Raw genomic sequence first — 22,322 nt, 5'->3', positions numbered from 1 at the left:
CGCCGCCGGGGGCCCAAATCCCCCACGGGCAAGGGGAATCGGGCCTCCCGGTCAGCCCGACCTCACCCGGCGGTGGTCAGCGGCCCGACAGTTCGGCGGCCAGCCCCTCGAAGTCGGCGGCAGTCAACGACAACGCGCTGCCGATCGCCTGCGTCGCCGCCGCGCTGCCCAGATGCCGGGTCGCGGCCCGGTCCAGATACGCCTCGACCAGCCGGGCGCCGGTGAGCCGGCCCCGCGGACGCAGCAGCCCCACCTCACGGTTCACCACCGTCCAGGCGTCCGACCCGAGCCGCAGCCGCCGCTCCTCGGCCAGCAACCCCACCAGCGCCGACCGGGCGCCCGACTCGCTCAGGTCCGGCAGCCGCACCGCCCGCAGGTCGGTCACCAGCTCCGGTGACACCGCCGACAGCTCCCCGACCCGGTCCGGCTCGCACGTGCCCAGCAGCGCGGTGTCGTTGACGCCCTCCAGACGCGTCCGATACAGCACCGACGCGTACGAAGGGCCCTGCGCCTCGTCCAGGATCAGACCATCGAGACCGTCCAGCAGCAGGACGTGCCCGGCGTGCTCCTCCAACGCGGCCCGCAACCCGTCGGGGCCGTGCTCGCGCAGATCCTCGGCATGGACGCTGTGGACCTCGCCGCTGGAGGCCTCCACCTCCGCCAGCGCCGCCGCGACCATCCGCGCCAGCCGCCGCTGCCCGCTGGAAGGCGTCCCGATCAGCAGCAACGCCGGCGCCGACGCGCTGGACACCTCCTGCCCCCGCAGCCGCCGCGCCCACTTGCCGCGCCGCCGCACCTCCGTCACCACCCGCTCGATGTCGTCGGCGCCGCACAGGAAACGAATTCCGTACGCCTCGGCGACCTGCGGACTCTCCTCCGGAGCGGGCGCCGGCGGCACCGGCGGCACCGGCTCGGGCACCGGCGCCGGCGGGGGAGGCAGGTCCGCGTGCGGCGCCGCCTCCGGCCCCGACCCGGAAGACGGCGCCACGGGCGGCCCGGCGGGTGGCGCGGCCGAGCCGGGCCATGCCGGGCCCGGGTCGAGCTGGGTCCGGAACGCGTCGGTGTCCAACTGCGTGTGCTGCGCCTCGTCCGGCCACACCGGACCCGCCGCCGAACCCTGCGCCGAACCCTGCGCCGGGCCCGCGCCCGGCGCAGGACCGGGCGGTGGGGCCGGCGGTTGGGCGGGGTGCGCGGTGGCGTCGGCGGTCGTGGCGTCCGGCTGCGGCCACGCGGGCTCGTCCACCGGCGCGGACGGCCCCGGCACCGGCCCCGCGGGCGCGGCCCGCGTCGGCGGCGCGGGCATCGGCGGCGCAGGTGGCGGGGGAGCGGGCGGTTCGGGGGCGGCCGGCGGCGGCACCGGAGCGGCGGGCGGCGGCACCGGGGCCGGTGGGGCGGGCGGTGGGGCGGGCGCGACCGCGGGCGGCGGGCCCGGCGCGTCCCGCACCGGCTCGGGCACCGGCGCCACCGGCTGGTCGACACCGCCGCCCACGGCACGCTCGGCCGCCAGATGCTCGCGGGCCGCCTTGATGATGTCCCACGCCGACAACTCGTCGGTCGACGGCGGAGTGTGCATCGCCGGGGACGTCAACTCCGCCGCCACCGCCTGCGGCACCGCGAACCCCGTCGCCGGCGGCGGCACCTGCGCCAACCGGCACCACGTCAACCCCAGGGTGTAGGTGGTGGCCAGCAGCGCGGCCAGCGCGTCGGCGTCGTCGCCGCGCAACGCCTCGGGCAGCCGCCCGTCCCGCGGCCACAGCGCCCGCAACGGGTTCGCCGGATCGGCCAGCACCGCCTGCACCGTGCGGGCGCTGTCGGGGTCCAGCCACCGCTGCAACGCCGGCAACGCGCCCGGCGCCGCCTGCAGGTCGGCGGCCAGCACCGCCAACCCGGCGCGGCGGACCTCGTCGTGCCCGCGGCCCGGCGCCGACGGGCGCGGCCCGGTCAACCCCGCGACGATCTGCTGCAGGTCGTACAGGGCCAGGCGCAGGAACTCCCCGGGCGCGGTGTCGCGGACCATCGTGGTGGCGAACTCCGCGGGGCACCGGCGCCGCCACTCCTGCACGATCGCGTCCGGCCCGTACCGGACGGTGGCCATGTCCTGGTTGACCATCCGCAGCGACGCCGCCGTCACCGCCGCCAGCGCGTCCGCGCCGGGACGGAACCGCGGGTCGGCCTGCAACCCGGCCGCGACCTCGTACATCACCCGGGCGACGTGGGCGGCGCCACCGCCGTCACCGGCGCCGAGCCGGTGGATGTAGTAGCCCGCCAGGGTCGCGAAGTCGGGCGGCATCATCCAGTGCAGCCGGTCGGCCGAGGTGGTCAGGAACGGGATGAACGACTCGATCAGCGGATGCTCGGTCAACGCCACCGGCGACCCGGCGCACCACAGCAGCGCGCCCCACGCCGCGGCGACCGTGGACGGCGTCCCCGGCTGGAACATCGGGTCGCGCTGGGCGAACTGCTGCGGGTCCACCGCCAGGGCCGTGGTGAGGGACTGGGCGATGCGCGCCACCACCGCGGTGTCGGGGACGGGCCCGAGGAACCCCAGCGGCGCGACCCGCCCCGCCGACAGGTCCGGCCCGGTCGGGTACAGCTGCGGCGGGATCGGCGGCGTGCCCGCCCCGCGCGGCGCGGGCACGGCGACCCGGCGGTCCTCGAGGGACGCCGGCGGCGGGCACGGATGCCAACTGCCGTCCAGACCGCACCGGTACCAGCGGCCCCACGCCCCGTACAGCCACCACTCCCCGGCGCCCCACAGCATCCGCGCCGCGATCTGGGCGGCGCGGTCGGCGGGCGGGGCGGTCTGCCACCAGGGAGAGGCGACCAGCTCCCGCACGTTGCCCTCGACCGAGGCGAACAGGTCCCCGCTCGGACCGCCGCCGGTTCCGCCGGGCCCCACCCCGGCCGCCTGCCAGCTCATCCGCCGATCCTAGTAGCCCGAACCGGACCGTCCGGAATCATCCCGGCGACCGGTCGAGGCCGCGGCCGTGCCGCCGGGCAGACCGCCGGGCAGACCGCAGGGGAGACCGCCGGTGAGGTCGACCACGCGTGCGGCCGACCGGGTGAACCGATCGACCGGGTGTTCGTCGCGCTGACCCCACCGCCGCCGAGTAAGGAGCGTTATGGCGGTATGGTCGTTATTTCGTGTGGGTGCGGGCGGTGACCGCCACGGGTTGAGCGGAGTGACGGTGGGCGGGCGGTGAACGGGGCGGTCGGCGGCCGGGCGTGGGGCGTGGGTCTGGCGGTGTTCTCCTCGATCTGCTTCGGCGCGTCCGGCCCGTTCGGCAAGGCCCTCATCGAGGCCGGACTCGGGCCGCTGCAGGCGGTGTGGCTGCGGATCGCGACCGCGGCGCTGGTGCTGGCGCCGCTCGCCCTCGCCCTGCGCGGACGGACCAAGACCCGCGACCTGCCCCGACGCCTGCGCCGCCACTGGGGGCCCGTCGTGCTGTACGGGGCCGCCGGGGTCGCCGGATGCCAGGCGTGCTACTTCGTCGCCGCGTCGCGGCTGCCGGTCGGGGTGGCGATCCTGCTGGAGTTCAGCGGACCCGTCGTCGTGCTGGCATGGCTGCGGCTGGTCCGCCGCGTCCCGGTGCACCGCACCGCCGCCGTCGGCGTCGCGGTCGCCATGGTCGGGCTGGCGCTGGTCGTGCAGGTGTGGACGGGCCTGGCCCTGGACCCGATCGGCCTGGCCGCCGGGCTCGGCGCCGCCGCCTGCCAGGCCGCCTACTTCCTCACCGTCGACCGCCTCACCGGGCACGTCGACCCGCTGGTCATCACCGCGTCCGGGAGCGTCCTGGCCGCCGTCGCGCTCGCCGTGCCCGCCGCGCCCTGGGCGCTGCCCTGGGACGTGCTGTCCGCGCGGGTCCCCCTCGGCGGGCACACCGCGCCCGGCTGGACGCTGGTGGCGTGCCTCGGGATCGTCAGCACCGTCCTGGCCTACCTCGCGGGCGTCGCCGGACTGCAACGGCTGTCGGCGCAGGTCGGCGCCGCCATCTGCTACACCGAGGCCGTCGCCGCCGGCCTCATCGCCTGGGCCGTGCTCGGCGAACGCCTCACCCCGCCGCAGCTGCTCGGCGGCGCGATCGTGCTGACCGGCGCCTACCTCGCCCAGCGCGCGGCCGCGCACCGTCCCGCCGCGTCCGGCGCCGCCGTGCCGCCCGCCGTCCTCGACACCGCAGGAAAATGAGTGTCGGGTCCGCGGTGAAGATTCCTACACTCCATGATTGCGGAGGCGAACAATCATGGACACCCCCACGTTCCTGGCCCACCTGCAGACCCACGACACCCCCCTCACCCTGCCCCGGGGCGGCGCGCTGCGCTGGGACGACGCCGACCTGCACCGCGCCGTCCACGCCCGCGACGCCGAAGGGTACGCGCTGCTCGGCCTGGCGCCCGGCGCGCGGCCCTGGCAGCGCGCCCGGGTGCTGCTGCAGACCCTGGCCGCCTCCCAGGCCGGACTGGACGAGCACGCCCGCGCCGTGTCGGCCCGCGTCGCCCGCGTCCTGACCCTCGGCCTGCCGCCCGCGCACGTCATCACCGTCCTGCTCGCCCTGCGGCGGCTGCGCGCCAACCACAAGCACACCACCCGCGCCGTGCTGCGGTTCGTCCTGGAACACCCCCACGCCGACGCGCTCATCGCCGCGCGCCGCCCCGCCCTGCTCGACTGTTTCGAGCACGCCCTCGGCACCACCACCGCACGCGGCTGCGCCCGCCGCATCCGCGCCGGCGACACCGCCTCGGAGTACCTGCGGCGTCGACTCCTGCGCTTCCTGACCGCGCCCACCGCCACGCCCACCGCCACGGTCGGCCCCACGGCCGGCGCGCGCGTCCGCGCCCTCTACACCCCCGACCCCACACCCACACCCGCCACCGACCCCGTTCCCGCCTCTGTTGCCGCCTCTGTTGCCGTCGCCGCCGCCGTGGACGGTCGCGCCGGGACGGTACTGGACCAGCCCGTCCTGCCGATCGACACCGCCCGCCCGCACCCGGCGACCATCACCGTCACCGACCGCGGCGACATCGCCGCCACCCTCGTCCACCTCTACCGGAGCGGCCCCACCGAGGACCTCTACGTCGCGCTGTGCCGCCACGTCGGCGCCGCGGCCGCCGCGTTCCCCCGCTTCGAAGGGACCCTCGCGCTCGTCCTGGACGCCTCGGCGTCCATGCGCGGCCACGGCGACCGCGAATGGGCCCTGCTGTCCCAGGCGGCCGCGCTGCGGATGGTGCTGTCGCAGGTGTGCGCGCAGTTGGAGGTCATCGAGGTCGGCGGCGACGAACGCACCCCCCGCGGCGCGACCGACCTGGCCACCGGCCTCCTGGACGCCCTCGGCACCGACCCCGACCTGGTCGCCGTCATCTCCGACGGCCACGAGAACCTGTTCCCCGGCGACCTCGCCCGCGTCGTGGCCGCCCTGCCGCACGCCGGCGTCACCACCCCCGTGGTGTTCTGCCACGCCATGTTCACCGGCGGCGACGACCTGCGGCTACGACGCCCCGCCCCAACCTTGCCGCAGCGCGGCTTCTGGCACCAGGACGACTTCGCCGAACTCCTGCCCTGGATGTTCGCGCACTGCCCCACCGGCACGCCATGGCTGCGCGCCGCCCTGCACGCCCGCCTGGACGCCCTGGACCGGCAGGCCGACGACCTGACCCCAGGCCTGGCCGCCTGACCGACCACCCACCCTCCGAGGACCCTCCGGGAGCACCGCATGACCCAGGTGACGGCGCTCGACACCCTCGTCCCCGGCCCCCTCAGCCTCGCCGGACACCGCCTCGGCACCCCGCAACAGGCGGGCGCGCTCACCATGGTCCCGATCTCCGGGCCCGCCCACCCCGGGATCGCGCCGCCCCGCACCGGCCTGCGCCTGTCCGGCGTCCCCGGCCACGGACGCGTCGAACTCACCAACACCACCGCGACGGACGTCGCGATCGTCCCGCTGCACATCGGCTACGTCCAGGACGGCGCCCCCGACCACGCCCTGTGCCGGTCGGCGTTCCTCGCACCCGGACAGACCCTGCCGTTCGAGGACGCCCGCTGCGTCCAGGCCGACCAGGCCGACCAGGCAGGCCAGGCCGACCAGGGCGGCCGCCTCACCGGACGCGACCAGTGGTTCTTCGTGCTGCCCCTGGAACTGCGCGCCCGCGCCCTGGACCTGCGCGGCGTCCACGGCCACACCGAACTGTGGGACGACATCGCCGACCTCAACGCCCGCCACGACCTCCCACGCCGCGGAAACCTGGAACAGATCCTGTCGCGTCGACGGCCGGTGCTCACCCAGTTCCAGTCCCGCCTGGAACCCCTGCCCGGACAGGTCGGCGCGCTGTTCTTCGTCGCCGACCGGTTCGCCGGCCTGGAAATCGCACCCGACCCCGCCTACTTCGCCGAGATGTGGGCCGCGCTGGTGTGCTTCGCCTACGGCGTCGCCGCCTGGCACGCCGAACCCACCCCACCCACGACCCCACCCACCGCCTCATTCACCGCCTCACCCATGGGCCCACCCGCCGGGGCGCCGGCGGCGTTGCGGATCCGGGACGGCGAGAACGGCACGTCCGGGCTGCGCGCCGCCCTGGAACGCGACCGCGCCGCCCGCCTCGCCGACATCGGCGCGCGCCTCGCCGCCATGCCCACCACCGGCCCCGCCGAACTACGCGAGGAGGACCGCCACCTCGACCTGCGACTGTCCACCGTGACCGCCCCCCACCTGGCCGGACAGATCGTCACCCGCAACGACCGCACCGTCTACGCGTCCCTGTTCGCCCGCCGACCCTTGGGCCGGGCCGAGGAGGAAAACGGGTTGCCCGGGGGAGCGGCGCCCCGTTGAATCGAGACCCGCGGGAACTGCGCCGGGCACGTCAGGCACCCACCCCCGATTCCACATCGGGACCGCGATGCTCGGGACGTCGTCAGGCCAAGGGAGCCCGACGCGGCGCCGGCCACCCGTCCCGCCCCGCCGCCCACGCTCCCGAGAACGGACGAGAACACCCGTGACCCCACCCGCCACCCCACATGACCACGTCGGCTCGGAAGCGGTGCGGATCAGGCCCCTGACGGCCGGCGACCTGCCCGCCGCCGAACGCGCCATGGCCGTCACGTTCCTCGAGGCGGACCGGCTCAGCCGACGGTGGAACGACCCCGAACCGCAGCCGCCCGACGCCGCCGCGTCCCGCCGCTGGATCGACTTCGTCGGCCACCTGCTGTCGGCCGACCCCGGCGGCTGTCAGGTCGCCGAGGAGGCCGGCGACATCGTCGGCTTCGCCTTCTCCCAGAACCGTGGGCGGGTGTGGTACCTCGCGACCTACGGCGTCCTGCCCGACCGGCAGGGCCGTGGCATCGGACGGCGCCTCATGGACGCGGTCCTCGCGCACGCCGACGGACGGCAGGGCCTGTTCTCGGCGACCACGCACCCGGCCGCCACCCGCCGGTACCGGCTGGCCGGATTCACCCTGCACCCGCAGATGCGCATGGTCGGACGCGTCGACCGCTCCACCCTCCCCGCGATCGACGGGCTCCGCGACGGACGCCCCGACGACCTGGAATGGATGGACCGCCTCGACACCTCCCTGCGCGGAGCAGGCCACGGCCCCGACCACCTCCACATGCTCGACACCCTGCGACTGGTCGTGTCCGACACCCGCGACCGCCGCGGCTACGTCTACCTCGACCCCCACCGCGACCGTCCCGCGCTGCTGGCCGCCGAGAACGTCCCCACCGCCGAGACGCTCCTGTGGGAGGCCCTGGCCGCCACCCGCGGCGAGACCCTCGTCAACTGCGTCACCACCGCCAACCACTGGGCCGTCGACGTCGGCCTGGCCGCCCGCCTCGACCTCGACCAGGAGGGCTACCTCGCCCTGCGCGGCATGCCCGAACCCGCCCCCTACCTGGCCAGCGGCCACTACCTGTGACGACACCACGAAGACGACCCGCCGAAGACGGACCATCGCCATAAGCGCTGCTTCTGGCATCGAGCAGAACCATGTCTTGGACTTCTCGTCCACCGGTGTCCACCATGGACGGTGAACGTGACCGCCGACCGGGAGAAACCATGACCGCACACGACGCCCCCACCGAGAAGGCCATGCGCCCCGAGGACCTCACCCGCCTGTTCGTCGAACGCTCCAACGCGGGCGACGCCGCGGGCGTCGCCGCCCTCTACGAACCCGACGCGGTCCTGGCCTACCCGCCCGGCTCCCGCACCGTCGGACGAGACGCGATCCGCGCCCTGTGGGAGAAGGTGCTCGCCGGCCGCCCCCACTTCGAACCCGAGGAACCCCTGCCCACCCTCGTCAGCGGCGACCTGGCCCTCACCTCCACCCCGCCCAGGGACGGCGCCGGAGCCCGCGCCCAGGTCGCCCGCCGCCAGCCCGACGGCAGCTGGCTCCGCGTCCTGGACCAGCCCGAATTCGTCACCCCACCCGAACACGCCACCTGACCGGCCCCCGGACGGGCCACACCCGGCCGGGCCGAACCGGCGGAACCGGCGGGACCGGCCAGGGGCGGCCAGGGGGCGCGGTCACGCGTGTTCCGGCTCCAGACGCAGCGCCGTGATCCCGCAGTCGAACGGCCGCGCCGCCACCCGCCGCAACCGCCGCGGCGCACCCGCGTCCGGGAACACCGGCATCCCGGACCCGAGCGCCACCGGGTTGACCAGCAGATGCAGCTCGTCCACCAGCCCGGCGGCCAGCAGCCCCGACACGAACGTCGCGCCGCCGTAGACGATCAGGTCGCCGCCCTCGGCGGCCTTGAGCGCGGTCACCACCTCCGTCAGATCACCGTTCTCCACGACGGCGTTCTTCCACGGCGACTCGCTCAACGTCCGCGAGAACACGATCTTGGGTGTGTTGTTCATCCACTCGATGGACGCGGGGTCCTCACCCTCCGGCCCCGCCTCCCAGGCCGGGATGAACCCCTCGGCGAGCCTGCGACCCATCACGATCGTGTCGACCGACTTCGACAACTCGTCGAGGTAGGCGTTGATGTCGTCGGTCCACGGGAACGTCAGCCAGTCCATCTCCCCGTTCGGCCCGGCCATGTAACCGTCGACGCTCATCTGGACCTGCAGCTTGAGCTTGCGCACGATAGGTATCCTTCCGCGATGTCCCATCACCTACCCGCACCATGCCCGACCCCGATTACGGGATTCTTACCGCCCCCCTCCCACCCACCGCCCGGATTTCCGGAGACCCGGGCGGATGCGTGATGCTGGGCGGATGATGCACTTCACCGACGCCGCCCAATGAGAGGCCTGGCTGGCCGAGCACCACGACACCGAGGCCGGCGTCTGGCTGAAGATCGTCAAGAAGGGCGCGCCGGTCACCGGCCTCACGATCACCGAGGCCTGGGAGGTCGCGTTGTGCTACGGCTGGATCGACAGCCAACGCAAGTCCCACGACGAGCACCACTTCCTGCAACGCTACTCGCCGCGCCGCAAGGGCAGCCCCTGGTCACGGGTCAACGTCGAACGCGCCGAGGCGCTGATCGCCGCCGGGCGGATGCGACCACCCGGCCTCGCCGAGATCGACGCCGCACGCGCCGACGGACGGTGGGACGCCGCCTACGCCCGGCAACGCGACGCGACCGTCCCGCCGGACCTCGCCGAGGCGCTCGCCGCCCACCCCGAGGCCGCCGCCCGCTTCGACGCGCTCGACAAGACCGCCCGCTACCTGCTGATCCTGCCGCTGCTGAAGGCCCGCACCCCCGCCGGACGCCGGGCCCGCCTCACCAGAACGATCAACGACCTGCGGGCCGGCACCCCGCCCACCACCTGACCGCGGCCCCGGGGACGCCGTAGCGCCACGAACACGACACGAACACGACACGAACGACGACACCGCGACGACCCCACCCCTTCCGGACAGCACCGGCATTCCGTCCGCTCCGGGGTGAATTTCCGGCAAAGGTCCGACCACGGGCCGGGCTCGCACGGACGAACCCACGGCACGGCGCCGTTACCGTGCGGACATGCCGCAGGGGACGCCGCACACGCCGGGCGACAGCGCCGCATACGCGCCCGCCGACGTCCCACCCGACGCCCCCACCCCGCCCCCCGCCGCACCGCCCACCGCACCGACCGCGAACGAACCGCGCCCCATGCCCCGGTGGCTGCCGAAGGCGTTCCTGCTCGCCGGCGCGGTCGTCCTGGCGTTCCGCGCCGGACTGTGGCTGCTGGAGCAGCTCCGGGAACTGCTGCTGCTCCTGCTGATCTCCCTGTTCCTGGCGTTCGCGATCGAACCGGCCGTCAACTGGCTCGCCCGCCGCGGCTGGCGACGCGGCCCCGCCACCGCCGTGATGTTCCTGGTCATCGGCGTCCTGCTCGCCGGGTTCCTCGGCGGCATCGGATCGCTGCTGGCCAACCAGGCGACCAACGTCATCGACGGGTTCCCCGGCTACGTCCGGAACCTCATCGGCTGGATCAACTCCACGTTCGGGACCCGCCTGTCCCAGGACACCCTCTTCCAACGGCTGCCCACCGTCACCTCCACGCTCTCCCGGAACCTGTCCGGCCTGGCGGGGAACGTGTGGGGCTTCGGCACCACAGCCCTCGGCGTCCTGTTCAAAGGACTCGGCGTCCTGCTGTTCACCTTCTACCTGTCGGCCGAAGGCCCCCAGTTCCGCCGGACCGTGTGCTCCCTGCTGCCGCCCCGCCGGCAACGACAGGTCCTGTGGGCCTGGGAGATCGCCGTCGACAAGACCGGCGGCTACATCTACTCCCGCGCCCTGCTCGCCCTCATCTCCGGCGTCGCGCACTACATCGCCATGGCCGGACTCGGCGTCCCCAACGCCGTGACCCTCGCGCTGTGGGTCGGAGTGGTGTCCCAGTTCATCCCCGCCGTCGGCACCTACCTGGCGGGCGCCGTGCCCGTACTGATCGCGCTGACCGTCGCGCCGTCCACCGCGCTGTGGATGCTGCTGTTCGTCCTCGCCTACCAGCAACTGGAGAACTACCTGCTGCAACCCCGCATCACCGCGCACACCCTGGACATGCACCCCGCCGTCGCGTTCGGGCTGATCCTGGCGGGCGCGGCCGTCCTCGGCCCCATCGGCGTGCTGCTGGCCCTGCCCGCCGGAGCCAGCCTCCAGGCGTTCGCGGGCGCGTACGTGCGGCGCTACGACGTCGAGGAACACCCACTCACCGAACCGGACGCCCCCGCGGGCACGATCTGGCGCTGGCTCGGCCGCAGATGACCCCCGAGACCGGGGGGGTGCTCAGACGGCGGGACGGGCGTCCCACTCGTGGCGCAGCATCGCGTACACGACCTCGTCGCTCCACTCGCCCTTGACGATCTCGTTCTGCACCAGATGCGCCTCACGGCGCATCCCGAGCCGCTCCAACACCCGCGCGGACGCCGCGTTGCGCCCGTCCAACCGCCCGCACACCCGGTGCAGGTCCAGGCCCTCGAACCCGAGCCGCAACACCACCTCGGCGGCCTCGGTCGCGAACCCCTTGCCGTGGTAGGCGGGATTGAAGATGTACCCGATCTCGCCCTGCCGGTGCTCCCTGCTCCGCCACTGCAGGTTCACCTCACCGATGAGGTCACCCGTCTCCCGCCACACCACCGCCAGGACGAGCCAGTCGCCCTCCTTCTCCACGGTGGACGCGCTCATCTTCTCCTTCAGGAACGCCCGCGACTCCTCCAGATTCCGCGGCTCCCAGTACAGGAACCGCGCCACCTCCGGCAGCGACTGGTAGGCGTACAGGCCCTCAAGATCGCCCGTGCGGAACGGCCGCAAGGTCAACCGCTCGGTCTCGATCGGGTAAGCGGGACGGAGCATGCGGTGATCCTATCCACCGTGTCCGGACTTGTGCGACCCGTGATCTGCACAAACCGTGATCAACCGAAGACGCCCGAGCGGCGCCGCCGGCGGGCCGCCTACCGGTGCCCAGGGCGCGGCCGCGGCGCCGCGCCGCCCGCTTCGGCGCGCCGGGCCCCCGCCTCCCCGGAGTCGTCGCCGCGCCCCTCGTCCGCCCCGTCGGCCACGCCCATCGCGCCGCGTTCCTCGTCGTCGAACGCGCGGGTGTCGCGGAACTCCACGTACGGCTCGTCCTCGGGACGCTGACCGCCGGCGACGGCACGGCCGCGCTCCAACTCGGCGTTCAACTCCGCGCCCAACAGGATCGCCAGGTTCGTGATCCACAACCACACCAGGAACACGATGATCCCGGCGAGGCTGCCATAGGTCTTGTTGTAGGAGGAGAACCCCGCCACGTACAGCGCGAACAGGCCCGACGCCGCCAACCACAGCGCGATCGCCAGCACACCACCCGGCGTGACCCACCGGAACCGGCGCTTGGCGTTGGGACCCGCCCAGTACAGCAGCGAGAACAGGAACGCCACGACCAGGAACATCACCGGCCACTTGGCGATGTTCCAGACGGTCACCGCCTGCGAGCCGAGCCCGAGCAGGTCACCGGCCTCCCGGGCCAGCGGCCCCGTGACCACCACCGCGATCGCCGACGCCGACAGCAGCACCAGCGTCACCAACGTGAGCACGACCCGCAGCGGCAGCGTCTTCCAGAACGGGCGGCCCTCCGGGATGTCGTAGACGATGTTGGACGCGCGCATGAACGCCCCCACATATCCCGACGACGACCAGACCGCCCCGGCCAGGCCCACCAACGCGATGATCCCCGCACCGCCGCGGTTGCCCTGCAACTCGTTGATCGAACTGACCAGCAGGCTCCGCACCGACCCGGGCGCCAGGTCACCGACGCTGGAGATCAGGTCCTGTGTCACCGACGACCCGGCCATCCCGACCAGCGACACCACCACCAGCATCGCCGGGAAGATCGACAGGACGGAGTAGTAGGTGAGCGCGGCGGCCCAGTCCGACAGGTTGTCCTTCTGGAACTCGCGGGCCGCGCGTTTGACCGCCTGCCCCCAGGAGGCGGCGGGCAGGTCGGTGGGGGTTGCGGGCGTGCCCATGAAGGGGCCTTTCTCGGCGTGTCAGTGGAATCGTCGGAACTCGGTTGACCTCGGCGGGTCTCAGCGGATCGAACGGCCGTGCCGCATCTGCACCTGCACGGCGCGGCGCTGCACGGGACGGAAGCGAACCTGCACGGGCCCGCGGCGGACGGGTTTGTGGCGGGCCCGGCGCGTCAGGGCCGACCACCGCCCACGCTGCGCGCGGCGCCGCCGGATCAACACCGTGGTCAACGCCACGACACCCGCGGCCCCGACCACGATCCCGCCCCGCCCGGCCTGCTCCAGGGCGCCCGAGTCCCGCGCCCGCGCGGCGACGTCGCGGGCCGACGCGGCGGTCTCGCGCGCCCTGGCCCTGGCCCGCGCGGCCTTCTCCCGGGCCATGGCCTTCACATCGGCCTTGGCCGCGAGCTGCTCGACCGTCTCACCCAGATCGTGGCGCGCCCGGTCGACCTGCCGGCGCAGCTCCTCGGTCCCGGCGTCGGCGCCGTGCCTGTCCTGCGTGGTCATCGGTGCGTCGCCCTCTCCTTGAGCTCGGCGACGGTCCGCCGCGCGCCCTCCATGGCCTTCTCGGGCTTGGGCGGCGTGGCGCGCCTGGTCTGCGAACGGCCCAGCATCGCCAGCACCCCCGCCACCACCATCAGGAACCCGCCGATGATCAGCGCGGCCGCCCACACCGGCAGGGCCAGCGCGATCGCCGCGATCGCCGCCGCCAGCAGCGCCGCCACCCCGTACAGCGCCACCAGCGCGGCACCACCGAACATCCCGGCGCCGGTCCCGGCGTGACGGCCCTTGTCCTTCAACTCCGCCACCGCGAGACGCAACTCGGCCCGCATCAGCTCCGACACCTGCTGGCTGGCCTGCCGGACCAGCTCACCGGTGCCCGGCTCGCGTCGCCCACCGTCGAACTCCGGGGCGTGACCGTAGTCGGGCCTGTGGGCGCCGGTGATGTCGGGCCCGGCCTCGGTTCCGTCGTCGTGTACCGGCCGCACAGTGCTCATAACCTCCGGCCCCTTCCGCGTGTCCTGCTCGTCTCGAAGCCTGGCTAGAGCCGTTCCCCACGCTCGTCGCCTAAACGTGTCCACGCCCCGACCCCACGTGACCGTCCCCACGCCGAACGACCCAGCACCGAACGCCCCCGCGGCTCCCCACCCTGGATGGACGGTGAAACCGCCCCCCCGACCGGGCCACGGACCCCAACCGCACACCTAACGCAACCAATGTCGCGTTACGATGAGGGCGTGAAACCTCGCCGCCACCCTCGCCGCCCGCACGGCCGCCCGCACGGCGGGCGCGCCGCTTGACCGCCGCCGCACCCGGAACCGCGCGTCCCGGCGGCCGTACCGCCCGAGTCCGCGACGCCGTCCGGCAGGCCACGCTCGCCGAACTGTCCGAGCACGGCCACCCCGGCCTCACCGTGGAGAACGTCGCCGCCCGCTCCGGCGTGCACAAGACCACCGTCTACCGGCGGTGGGGGAGCGCCGACGGCCTCATCGCCGACGCGCTGGACGCCGCGTCCGACGAACCCTGGCCCGTCCCCGACACCGGCACCCTGGCCGGGGACCTGCGGGCCCTCGCCCGGCTCGTCCTCGCCGGCCTCACCGACCCCGAGCACGGCCCCGTCTCCCGGGCGTTCGTGGCCGCCGCCGCCCACAGCACCGAGGCCGCCCGCGCCCTGCACACGTTCCTCGCCCGCCGACACGAGCAGTCCACGATCATCGTGCGGCGCGCCGCCCGGCGGGGCGAGGTCCCTCCCGGAACCGACGCCGCCGACGTCGTCCGCGCCGCCGTCGCGCCCCTCTACCATCGCCTGTTCATCACCGGCGACCCGATCGACGAGGCCACCGCCGACCGGGCCGCCGCGGCCGCCGACACCGCCGCCCGCGCCGGCGTCTTCGTCCACTGACAGGCCACGTCCCCTCCCACACCCGAACGTCACCGCGCCGCCGCGGCCCGCTTACACGCGCCGTCCCGGCGACCCCAGACCGACCCCGTCGACGGCCCGCAGGCGGCGCGCCCCACAAGACCCGCGACGGCCAACGCGGCCGCCACCGGCAGGGCAAGACCTACGGCGCCTCGACGGTGCCGGCGGTCGTCGGCCGCCTCGGGCAGCGTGCCGGGGTTAGACATCCCGCGGCGAGCCGATCTCGGTTCTGTAGGGCAGTACCTGCGCCGCGGCGACGACCCGCCGCGACCGATCTTCGGACACCGCACCCTCCCGTGCCCCGCCCACACGGCCTGACATCACCGCCCGTCCGCTGAACCATCACTCAGGCGGCCGGTGCGGGTTCGGCAGCAGGCACCTACCATCCGGACAGTCCAGCAGCAGACAAAGCCCGGAGCGCGCGCAGCGCGTTGGCCTTTGCCTCCCCCGCATGACGAGCCATTCCGCACGCGGAGACCCCGGTGGACAGGTGGGTCGTCCGGACGCTGAGGAGATCGAACGGGCGGCGGTAAGGGGGCGGGCAGAACGTTTCGATTCGTAGGTCCTCCCCGCCGCCCGGAAGCTGGAACTCCGCATCGACGTCGGGGAGGACCGTCACCCAGTCCGAGTTCTCACCCTTCAGCACCGACCAGACGCCCGTCTCGCCCTCTCCCGCGGTGAGGGCGAAGGTGGTTCCGGATGCTGATCATGGCGTAACCGGTCATGCCCTGGCTGGTCACCGGGTGGGTGGCCAGAACGGGGATCTGGGTGCGGAGCCGGCCTTCGCCGAATCTTGGGGCGTACCCGGCCCCCGAGAAACAGGTGACGTAGTGAACCCCGAAGACGAGTTCTTCCGACCGGTCACCCTGGGCAAGCTTGAGCTGCCGAACCGGCTTGTGATGGCACCGATGACGCGCAGCAGGGCGTACGGCGGGCCGGTCGGCGACCTGACCGCGCGGCACTACGCGCAGCGCGCCTCGGCCGGGCTGATCATCACCGAGGCCATCCAGGTGAGCGAGATCGGCCAGGGCTACGTCCAGACGCCCGGCCTGCACACCGACGAGCAGGTCCGCGCATGGCGGACGGTCACCGACGCGGTGCACGCCGCCGGCGGCAGGATCGTCGCCCCGCTCGTGCACTGCGGCCGGATCGGCCACCCGGTCCTGTACGCCGACGGCGCGCTGCCGCCGGCCCCCTCGGCGGTCGCGTCGTTCACCCCCGAGGGCATGATGGAGCATCCGGTGCCGAATGCTCTGGCTCGCCCTGGTGAGCTACACGCGGGAGCGGTGGGCCGAACTCGGCTGGGACGAGCCGGTCGCCCGCGTCCTGCGGGAGGGCATCTCAAAGTTCTGCGGCATCACCGACGTCTCCGTTCACTTCATTCACGATTCGCTCACCGCGGGCGAGCGAGCATTGACGTCCGCGGACCTCGCCCTGCAGGCGACCAAGTAAGAGGCGAGGAAATCCTGGATCTGCATTTGCCGGCAAGACCGCCGTCCTCACCGCCGCCGACGGAGGCATCGGCGGCGCGGTCGGCGCCGAGCACCCGGGTGCTCGGCGCCGACCGCGCGGTCTCCGACCAGCCCAAGGAGAGCGGAGCCGGCACCGTCGAGGCCGACCTGCTCCCCGCGGACGGGATCGAGGAACCGCGGCGGGCCGCGGCTAGCGCAGATGCCGGGCGAAGAACCTGGCCGCGTCCTCTCCTGCGAACTGCGGGACACCGGTGTGCCCGCCCATGTTGGCGTGCAGCGTCTTCTCCTTGGAACCGAAGGCGTCGAACAGGTCCAGGGCCACCTGCCGGTCGTTGCCTTCGTCATCCCACTGCAGGAGCACATGCAGCGGAATGGTCACCTGCCGGGCCTCCTCGAACATGGTGCGAGGCACGAAACTCCCGGCGAACAGGCCGGCGGCCACGATGCGCGGCTCGACCACCGCAAGCCGGATGCCGATGGAGATCACTCCCCCCGAGTACCCGGCCGGGCCGCCGATCTCGGGCAGCGACAGCAGGACGTCCAAGGTGGCCTGCCATTCCGGGACCGCCTTGTCGACGAGCGGGAGGATGAGGGCGTCGATGATCTCCTCGCCGACCGGCTCGCCGGCCTCCATGGCCCGGCGCAGCTCGGCGCCGGCCTGCTCGGCGCCGGGCAGGCGGGGCCGGTCGCCGCTCCCGGGGAGCTCGATGGTGGCCGCGGCGAAACCGTGGGCCACGCACTGCCGGGCCCGCGCCACCAGCCGGGGGTACATCCCGCGCAGTCCGAGCGGGGGGTGGCCGAGCAGGATCAGCGGGACCGGTGCGGACGCCGGTGAGGGCGTCCACAGGATGCCGGGGATCTCACCGAGGGTGAATTCGCGTTCCAAGACTCCGTCATCGAGGCGCTGCTCAGAAGTGAATCGCATGGTCGTGCCTTTCGGGAGTGCTCTCGAACGGCGCTCCCGGACGACCTATCGCCCGACCGTGGCCCCAGAGGGGAGCACCCATGTCGATACTGCGTTCACGGGTACCACCTCCTCGTTCTCTGGCACGGCCACCGGAAGGCTAGCAGGCGCACCGTTGTGCCCGCGGTCTTCGCGGGAATCCATGCCGGCTACGCCGCCGCACTGAAGCGTGCCCCGCTCGACGACGACCCCCGACGCGCCGACGACTCGCGAGTACGGGGGTTTCCCACTTGGCTGGAGGCGGGCCATCCCGCCGGTGACCCGCTCGGCGACGGCCATGGCCGCGACTTCGCCGTCCGCGACTGAAAGACCCACCTCAAGACGGCGCTCGGGCGGGCCGACAACACCGTCAACGCGCACATCACTGCGCTCGACCACTTCACGAGCACCTCGGGCGCGGCCCGGTGAAGATCCGCCGCGCCGCAGCCCCGAGCTCGTCCCCCTGACCGCCCGCGAACAGAAACGCTTCCTGCGCGCGGTCGAACGCCGCCTCCTGGGGGCGGCCCTGGTGAGGCTCGGTGATTGAGTGCCAGCAACGGCCGACTGGGCTGGAAGAAACTCCGCCACCGCTTACGTTGCCGGTCAGTTCGATCTTCAGGGTGCCGGGTCCCTGGAGGCCGAGTCTCCGCTCAAGGAAGTCGCCGATATGGGCATCGCGTTCCGCGTCGTTTGCGGGGCTGCTCACGGGGTCTTTCTTCCGGGTCGATGTTCGGGCTGGTCGAAGGGCCGGTCAGGGGAGGAGAACCTGGCGTACTACGCCGCTCCCGGCGAGGTCGTCCAGGGCGTCGTTGATCGCGGTGAGCGGTCGGGTGCCGGTCAGCAGCAGGTCGACGGGGAGCCGGCCGGCACGCCAGCGGGCGAGGTAGCGGGGGATGTCGCGCTGCGGTACCGAGTCGCCGAGGTAGCTGCCGAGCAGGGCGCGGCCCTGGCCGACGAGTTCGGTGACCGGGAGCGAGAGCCGCTCCGCCGGGTCGGGAAGCCCCACCGGAACCGTCCGGCCGCCGGGGGCGGTGAGGGACCAGGCCGCCTCCAGGGCCTGGGCGCGTCCGGCGGCTTCGAACACCGCGTCGGCGCCGTCCGGGAGGACGTCGGAGAGGGGCCCCGGCTCGCCGGGGGCGAACGCGGCGGTGGCGCCGAGCCTGAGCGCGAGGTCGCGCTTGGCGGGGAGCGAGTCGATCGCCACGACCGGATGGGCGCCGGAGACGACCGCGCCCAGTACGGCGGCGAGCCCGACGCCGCCCAGGCCGATCACGGCCGCCGACTCGCCCGGCCTGATGCCCGCGGTGTTGACCACGGCGCCCATCCCGGTGAGCACGGCGCAGCCGAACAGCGCGGCGATCGGTGCGGGCACGTCCGCGGGCACGACCACGGCGGACCGGCGGTCGACCACCGCGTGCCGCGCGAACCCCGACACGCCCAGGTGGTGGTGCACCGGCGTACCGCCGAGGCTGAGGCGCCGGCCGCCGGACAGCAGCGTGCCGGCGGTGTTGGCGGCGGCGGCGCGGGGGCACAGGGCAGGACGTCCGGCGGTGCATCGGGCCCACAGCCCGCAGCCGGCGACGAAGACGAGCACGACGCGGTCGCCGGGCGCGACATCGGTGACGGACGGGCGGGTGGTACCGGTCGCTGTAGGCCCTGCCGACCTCGAGCCGGTCCGCGGTCTCGTAGGTGACCAGTTTGTCGCGGAGGCGGCGCAGGCGAGACCGTGCCTCGGACGCCCCTTCCCCGTAGTGGGGGTCGTCGAGATCGAACCAGACCCGTTCGAGGTAGGCGCGGACCGCCTCCAGCGGTGTCGCCGCGCCGGTGTCCAGGCCGCCCCCGTCGTTGCTGTAGTAGGAGGCGACTCCGGAGCAGGTGCGGCCGTCGTCGAACCACAGGCCATGGTGCAGGCCGTTGCTGCCACCGGACATGAAGGTCACGAACTCGGGCGGGTCCCGGTAGAAGCGCCAGTGCACGCGTATGTCGATGCCGTCACGCGGTCGTGCGCCGGGATCGGTGAACAGGTCCATGAGGCCGGTGGTGCCGAGCCACAGGTCATCGCGTATGGCCCGTCGCTCGTCCGCGTCCAAGGTCTGATGGAATTCCCAGAACCGGAATACCGACTCCGGCAGCTCCAGACCCCAGTCCTGCTGGAAGCGCTCGCTGGGTTCTGCCGGGTTCTGCATGCTCCCGGCCCCACTCCGGCATCCCCGTTTCCGTCAAGAAACGAAAGATCTTGCTGGGAAGGGACGACACTACGCTCCCAGCCCCTGCAGCACGTGGCCAACTGCCCGGCGGGAGGTGTCCCAGGCGGCGGCGCGGCGCCGCCTGCACTGATCGCCGGCCGTCTTTCGACCGAGGCGGGCTGCAGCCGCCGAGGTCTGTCGTGTCCTGTCGTGTTTTGCAGGCCAACAGCGACCCGTGGCCGGGCGCTTCGCTCGTGCCGCCATGGCCAGGACGTTCAGCCGTCATCATCGGCGCCGCTCCCGACCCGCGCCGGACGAACGTGGCACCGGCCGAGGCGCTACCCGCCTCGCGAGTCTCGGGGCGGTTCGGGCGCCGGTTCGCGGTTGGCCAGTTCGGCGGCGATGGCGCGTTCGCGCTGGGCGACGGCCTCGGCGCGGGCGGTGTCACGGTCGCGGGCCAGTTCGGCGGACCGTGCCTGCTCGGCGCGCAGGTCCAGCCGGGCCTCGGCGAGCTGCTCGCGGAGCCGGTCGTTCTCGGCGCGCAGGTCGGACGCGTCCCGGCGCGCCGACTCGGCCTGATCCCGGGCCTGGTCGGCGTCCTGGCGCAACCGGTCGGCCTCGGCCCGGACGGTCTCCAGCGCGGCGACGGCCTCGGCGCGGGACCGCCGTGCCGAGGCGGCGCGTTCGTCGGCGCGCTCACGGGCCTGCTCGGCGGCCTGGGCGCGTGCCTCCTCGGCCGCCCGGAGCCCTTCGGCGCGGGACTGGGCCTCGCGTGCCTCGGCGGCCTCCGCGCGGGCCCGTTCCGCGTCGTCGCGGGCGGTGTCGGCGGCGCGGCGTGCCTCGGTGGCCCGCGACCGGGCGGCCTGGGCGTCCAGGCGAGCCTGTTCGGCCTGCGCGCGTGCCTCGGCGGTGACGCGGTCGGCCTCCTGACGAGCCTGGTGGACGTGTTCGTCGGCTTCCGCGCGGACTGCCTGGATCGCCCGTTCGGCCTCCTCCTGCGCGGCCCGAACCGTGGTCTCCGCTTCGGTACGGGCCTGCTCGGCCGCTCGGAGCGCGTCGTCGCGCTCACGTTCGGCCTGCTGGGCGCTCCCGCGGGCGGAGCGGGCGTCCTCGCGCGCCTCCTCCGCCGACCGCTCGGCGCGGACCGCCCGAGCGGCGGCGTCCTCACGGTCGGCGAGCGCGGCCGCGACGGCCTGCTGAGCCTCGGCGCGGACCGCGCTGATCCGGGCCTCGACCCCGCGCGGCGACAACTCGGCGTCCAAGGCCTGCGCGAGCGGGGCCAGCGCCGCCGTCAGGCCCTGCTCCATCCGTTCGTACAGGTCCTCGGCGCGTGCCAGGGCACCTTCCAGGCCAGGTGCGGCGCGGCTCAACTCCCGTTCGCGCTTGGCCCGGGCCTGGCAGTCGCCGTCCAGGCAGTACTCGCGTGGACGGCCGCGCCCTCCGCGCTGGGGGACGGGACGCCCGCAGTACCGGCAGCCCCGCTCGGCCGTCATCTCCAGCTCGTTTACGGTCACCTACCCACCCTAGACTTTCTGAATATTTATTTCCAGAAAATAAGAAGCCCCGAAAACCAGGAGGCTTAACTAACGACAATGCTCGTTCTCAGAAGTCAGCTGGGTTAGGCTGCCGTCCCATGGACGATCTCCAGCCCCGCGCCGCCACCGCCGCGCCGCCCGTGTCGCGCGCCGGACCGGCCGACCGCGGCCCGTTCATGGTGTACGTCGCCTCGCTGGAGAGCCCGCGGTCGCGGCGTGCGATGAGCGCCTGCCTGCACCGGCTGGCGGGCATGCTGCACACGGCCGCCGGTCACGAGCCCGGCCCCGCCCCGGGGGAGAGGTTTCCGTGGGCGGAACTGCGCGCGGAGCACACGACCGCGTTGCGCGCCCTGGTCGGGCGGCAGACGACCGACGGCCCGGACGGGCAGCCGGTGCCGTGGTCTCCCGCCTACCGCAACCTGCACCTGTCCGCGCTGCGCGGCGTCCTGCGGACGGCATGGCGGCTGGGGGAGATGTCCACCGACGATTACCAGCGGGCCGCGTCGGTGCGGAACTTCCGCGGGACACGGCTGCCCGCCGGACGCAGCGTCCACACCGCCGAGTTCACCGCGCTGCTGCGGGCCTGCGCCGCCGACCGCTCACCCGCGGGCGTCCGCGACGCGGCGCTCCTGGCCGTCCTCTACACGACCGGTGCCCGGCGCGCCGAGGTCGCCGCGCTGCGCCGGGAGGACTACGACCCGGGGGAGCGGTCACTGCGGATCGTCGGCAAGGGAGAAAAGCAGCGGCTGGAGTACCTCCACGAAAGCGCCGCCGCCCTGCTGGGCGCGTGGCTCGCGGTCGACGACACCCCGCGCGGGCCGCTGTTCAAACCGGTGCACCGGTCGGGCGCCGTCCAGCACCGCGCGATGAGCGACGCCGCCGTGCGCAACGCGGTCATCAAACGCCGCAGACAGGCGGCCCTCCCACCGATGACACCGCACGACTTCCGCCGGACGTTCATCGGCGACCTCCTCGACCAGGGCGTCGACCTGGCGACCGTCCAGCACCTGGTCGGACACGCCTCCCCGGCCACCACGGCCCGCTACGACCGCCGCCCCGAACGGCGCCGACGCGACGCCGTCGACCGACTCCCCTTCCCGACCACAGAATTCCCGCCACAGCCACGGTGAGTCTCCTCGGCGGACGACTCAGAGCGGCACGAAGCAGCGCCACCACCGCGCTCACCTCGCCCCGGCCAAGCAGGCTGGTACGAACGTGCAAAGCAGCGTCGGCTCGAGAGTCGACAGAGACCGTGGGCCGAGGCCGGTGTCGTGGACGAGCTTTGGCAACGGTGGCGCGGACACGCAGAAGGTGAAGGGGCGGCCCGCAGTGCGGTCCCACTCT

Annotated in this window: 21 protein-coding genes and 2 pseudogenes; 12 read left to right on the top strand and 11 right to left on the bottom strand. The window is 73.8% G+C overall.

Features of this window, described 5'->3' with window-relative positions:
• Window positions 1-76: 76 nt before the first annotated feature.
• Window positions 77-2,920 (bottom strand): hypothetical protein, encoded by a 2,844-nt coding sequence (locus tag BZB76_RS35355; RefSeq protein WP_121436060.1) that lies wholly within the window; start codon window positions 2,918-2,920, stop codon window positions 77-79.
• Window positions 2,921-3,199: 279 nt separating this feature from the next.
• Here BZB76_RS35355 and BZB76_RS21060 point away from each other — a divergent pair, with 279 nt between their 5' ends.
• From BZB76_RS21060 to BZB76_RS21040, 5 genes are all read left to right on the top strand, one after another.
• A complete protein-coding gene (locus BZB76_RS21060; protein ID WP_121436059.1) occupies window positions 3,200-4,186 on the top strand; it encodes an EamA family transporter in 987 nt (328 codons plus the stop codon).
• Between the two features lie 55 nt (window positions 4,187-4,241).
• Window positions 4,242-5,669 carry a VWA domain-containing protein gene (locus BZB76_RS21055; protein ID WP_121436058.1) on the top strand — a complete coding sequence of 476 codons (1,428 nt, stop codon included), beginning with the start codon at window positions 4,242-4,244 and terminating at the stop codon, window positions 5,667-5,669.
• Window positions 5,670-5,708: 39 nt separating this feature from the next.
• The gene (locus tag BZB76_RS21050) at window positions 5,709-6,821 is read left to right on the top strand and encodes an ARPP-1 family domain-containing protein (protein ID WP_121436057.1); all 1,113 of its coding nucleotides are present in this window, start codon (window positions 5,709-5,711) and stop codon (window positions 6,819-6,821) included.
• Window positions 6,822-6,984: 163 nt separating this feature from the next.
• Window positions 6,985-7,902: a GNAT family N-acetyltransferase gene (locus BZB76_RS36395; protein WP_211343100.1), complete on the top strand. Its 918-nt coding sequence runs from the start codon at window positions 6,985-6,987 to the stop codon at window positions 7,900-7,902.
• A gap of 140 nt (window positions 7,903-8,042) precedes the next feature.
• Complete coding sequence (locus tag BZB76_RS21040; RefSeq protein ID WP_211343099.1) at window positions 8,043-8,429, top strand: YybH family protein; 387 nt, start codon at window positions 8,043-8,045, stop codon at window positions 8,427-8,429.
• 81 nt (window positions 8,430-8,510) lie between these two features.
• Here BZB76_RS21040 and BZB76_RS21035 read toward each other — a convergent pair whose 3' ends face one another.
• The gene (locus BZB76_RS21035) at window positions 8,511-9,074 is read right to left on the bottom strand and encodes a dihydrofolate reductase family protein (RefSeq protein ID WP_121436056.1); all 564 of its coding nucleotides are present in this window, start codon (window positions 9,072-9,074) and stop codon (window positions 8,511-8,513) included.
• A 274-nt stretch (window positions 9,075-9,348) separates the two neighbouring features.
• Here BZB76_RS21035 and BZB76_RS21030 point away from each other — a divergent pair, with 274 nt between their 5' ends.
• Both BZB76_RS21030 and BZB76_RS21025 read left to right on the top strand, forming a co-directional pair.
• The gene (locus BZB76_RS21030; protein WP_246007086.1) at window positions 9,349-9,765 is read left to right on the top strand and encodes a YdeI/OmpD-associated family protein; all 417 of its coding nucleotides are present in this window, start codon (window positions 9,349-9,351) and stop codon (window positions 9,763-9,765) included.
• A gap of 193 nt (window positions 9,766-9,958) precedes the next feature.
• A complete protein-coding gene (locus BZB76_RS21025; RefSeq protein ID WP_211343098.1) occupies window positions 9,959-11,182 on the top strand; it encodes an AI-2E family transporter in 1,224 nt (407 codons plus the stop codon).
• 21 nt (window positions 11,183-11,203) lie between these two features.
• Here the strand turns inward: BZB76_RS21025 and BZB76_RS21020 are convergent, their stop codons facing one another.
• The 4 genes from BZB76_RS21020 to BZB76_RS21005 all read right to left on the bottom strand — a co-directional run bounded on the left by BZB76_RS21020 (window position 11,204) and on the right by BZB76_RS21005 (window position 13,919).
• Complete coding sequence (locus BZB76_RS21020; protein WP_121436055.1) at window positions 11,204-11,770, bottom strand: GNAT family N-acetyltransferase; 567 nt, start codon at window positions 11,768-11,770, stop codon at window positions 11,204-11,206.
• Between the two features lie 98 nt (window positions 11,771-11,868).
• The gene (locus BZB76_RS21015; RefSeq protein WP_121436054.1) at window positions 11,869-12,921 is read right to left on the bottom strand and encodes a YihY/virulence factor BrkB family protein; all 1,053 of its coding nucleotides are present in this window, start codon (window positions 12,919-12,921) and stop codon (window positions 11,869-11,871) included.
• Between the two features lie 60 nt (window positions 12,922-12,981).
• Window positions 12,982-13,428, bottom strand: coding sequence for a DUF3618 domain-containing protein (locus BZB76_RS21010; RefSeq protein ID WP_121436053.1), 447 nt, complete (start codon window positions 13,426-13,428; stop codon window positions 12,982-12,984).
• A complete protein-coding gene (locus tag BZB76_RS21005; protein WP_121436052.1) occupies window positions 13,425-13,919 on the bottom strand; it encodes a phage holin family protein in 495 nt (164 codons plus the stop codon). The genes BZB76_RS21010 and BZB76_RS21005 overlap by 4 nt, the downstream gene beginning before the upstream one ends.
• A gap of 299 nt (window positions 13,920-14,218) precedes the next feature.
• Here BZB76_RS21005 and BZB76_RS21000 point away from each other — a divergent pair, with 299 nt between their 5' ends.
• The 3 genes and pseudogenes from BZB76_RS21000 (at window position 14,219) to BZB76_RS20990 (ending at window position 16,294) form a co-directional block, all read left to right on the top strand.
• The gene (locus BZB76_RS21000; RefSeq protein ID WP_121436051.1) at window positions 14,219-14,824 is read left to right on the top strand and encodes a TetR/AcrR family transcriptional regulator; all 606 of its coding nucleotides are present in this window, start codon (window positions 14,219-14,221) and stop codon (window positions 14,822-14,824) included.
• A 917-nt stretch (window positions 14,825-15,741) separates the two neighbouring features.
• A pseudogene (locus BZB76_RS36725) lies at window positions 15,742-15,930 on the top strand (oxidoreductase); the annotation flags it as partial.
• 160 nt (window positions 15,931-16,090) lie between these two features.
• A complete protein-coding gene (locus tag BZB76_RS20990; protein WP_121436050.1) occupies window positions 16,091-16,294 on the top strand; it encodes an NADPH-dependent FMN reductase family protein in 204 nt (67 codons plus the stop codon).
• 210 nt (window positions 16,295-16,504) lie between these two features.
• Here the strand turns inward: BZB76_RS20990 and BZB76_RS20985 are convergent, their stop codons facing one another.
• Complete coding sequence (locus tag BZB76_RS20985) at window positions 16,505-17,200, bottom strand: alpha/beta hydrolase (RefSeq protein ID WP_246007085.1); 696 nt, start codon at window positions 17,198-17,200, stop codon at window positions 16,505-16,507.
• 195 nt (window positions 17,201-17,395) lie between these two features.
• Between BZB76_RS20985 and BZB76_RS34860 the strand changes: the two genes are divergently transcribed.
• A complete protein-coding gene (locus BZB76_RS34860) occupies window positions 17,396-17,584 on the top strand; it encodes a hypothetical protein (RefSeq protein ID WP_170180690.1) in 189 nt (62 codons plus the stop codon).
• A 73-nt stretch (window positions 17,585-17,657) separates the two neighbouring features.
• On the opposite strand, the gene BZB76_RS20975 is transcribed toward BZB76_RS34860, so the two are convergent.
• The 4 genes and pseudogenes from BZB76_RS20975 to BZB76_RS20960 all read right to left on the bottom strand — a co-directional run bounded on the left by BZB76_RS20975 (window position 17,658) and on the right by BZB76_RS20960 (window position 20,957).
• Complete coding sequence (locus BZB76_RS20975; protein ID WP_121436047.1) at window positions 17,658-17,963, bottom strand: hypothetical protein; 306 nt, start codon at window positions 17,961-17,963, stop codon at window positions 17,658-17,660.
• Between the two features lie 45 nt (window positions 17,964-18,008).
• A complete protein-coding gene (locus tag BZB76_RS20970) occupies window positions 18,009-18,851 on the bottom strand; it encodes a zinc-binding dehydrogenase (protein WP_211343097.1) in 843 nt (280 codons plus the stop codon).
• An 85-nt stretch (window positions 18,852-18,936) separates the two neighbouring features.
• Window positions 18,937-19,287, bottom strand: a pseudogene (locus BZB76_RS36720) (ADP-ribosylation family protein); the annotation flags it as partial.
• A gap of 494 nt (window positions 19,288-19,781) precedes the next feature.
• The gene (locus BZB76_RS20960) at window positions 19,782-20,957 is read right to left on the bottom strand and encodes a hypothetical protein (protein ID WP_211343096.1); all 1,176 of its coding nucleotides are present in this window, start codon (window positions 20,955-20,957) and stop codon (window positions 19,782-19,784) included.
• Window positions 20,958-21,076: 119 nt separating this feature from the next.
• Between BZB76_RS20960 and BZB76_RS20955 the strand changes: the two genes are divergently transcribed.
• Entirely contained in the window at window positions 21,077-22,108 is a 1,032-nt protein-coding gene (locus BZB76_RS20955) for a tyrosine-type recombinase/integrase (protein ID WP_121436046.1), read from the top strand.
• Window positions 22,109-22,322: the final 214 nt, after the last annotated feature.

Origin of the sequence: Actinomadura pelletieri DSM 43383 (assembly GCF_003634705.1) — a bacterium.
Classification (GTDB): Bacteria; Actinomycetota; Actinomycetes; order Streptosporangiales; family Streptosporangiaceae; genus Spirillospora; species Spirillospora pelletieri.
Note: the sequence above shows the minus strand (reverse complement) of the source record. Positions and strands in the feature narration are given on the sequence as shown.

Bases quoted from the DNA above. Each gene is read 5' to 3' on its own strand.
- BZB76_RS35355 (WP_121436060.1), bottom strand. From the start codon at position 2,920: ATGAGCTGGCAGGCGGCCGGGGTGGGGCCCGGCGGAACCGGCGGCGGT.
- BZB76_RS21055 (WP_121436058.1), top strand. From the start codon at position 4,242: ATGGACACCCCCACGTTCCTGGCCCACCTGCAGACCCACGACACCCCC.
- BZB76_RS21050 (WP_121436057.1), top strand. From the start codon at position 5,709: ATGACCCAGGTGACGGCGCTCGACACCCTCGTCCCCGGCCCCCTCAGC.
- BZB76_RS21040 (WP_211343099.1), top strand. From the start codon at position 8,043: ATGACCGCACACGACGCCCCCACCGAGAAGGCCATGCGCCCCGAGGAC.
- BZB76_RS21025 (WP_211343098.1), top strand. From the start codon at position 9,959: ATGCCGCAGGGGACGCCGCACACGCCGGGCGACAGCGCCGCATACGCG.
- BZB76_RS21020 (WP_121436055.1), bottom strand. From the start codon at position 11,770: ATGCTCCGTCCCGCTTACCCGATCGAGACCGAGCGGTTGACCTTGCGG.
- BZB76_RS21015 (WP_121436054.1), bottom strand. From the start codon at position 12,921: ATGGGCACGCCCGCAACCCCCACCGACCTGCCCGCCGCCTCCTGGGGG.
- BZB76_RS21010 (WP_121436053.1), bottom strand. From the start codon at position 13,428: ATGACCACGCAGGACAGGCACGGCGCCGACGCCGGGACCGAGGAGCTG.
- BZB76_RS21005 (WP_121436052.1), bottom strand. From the start codon at position 13,919: ATGAGCACTGTGCGGCCGGTACACGACGACGGAACCGAGGCCGGGCCC.
- BZB76_RS20990 (WP_121436050.1), top strand. From the start codon at position 16,091: ATGCTCTGGCTCGCCCTGGTGAGCTACACGCGGGAGCGGTGGGCCGAA.
- BZB76_RS20955 (WP_121436046.1), top strand. From the start codon at position 21,077: ATGGACGATCTCCAGCCCCGCGCCGCCACCGCCGCGCCGCCCGTGTCG.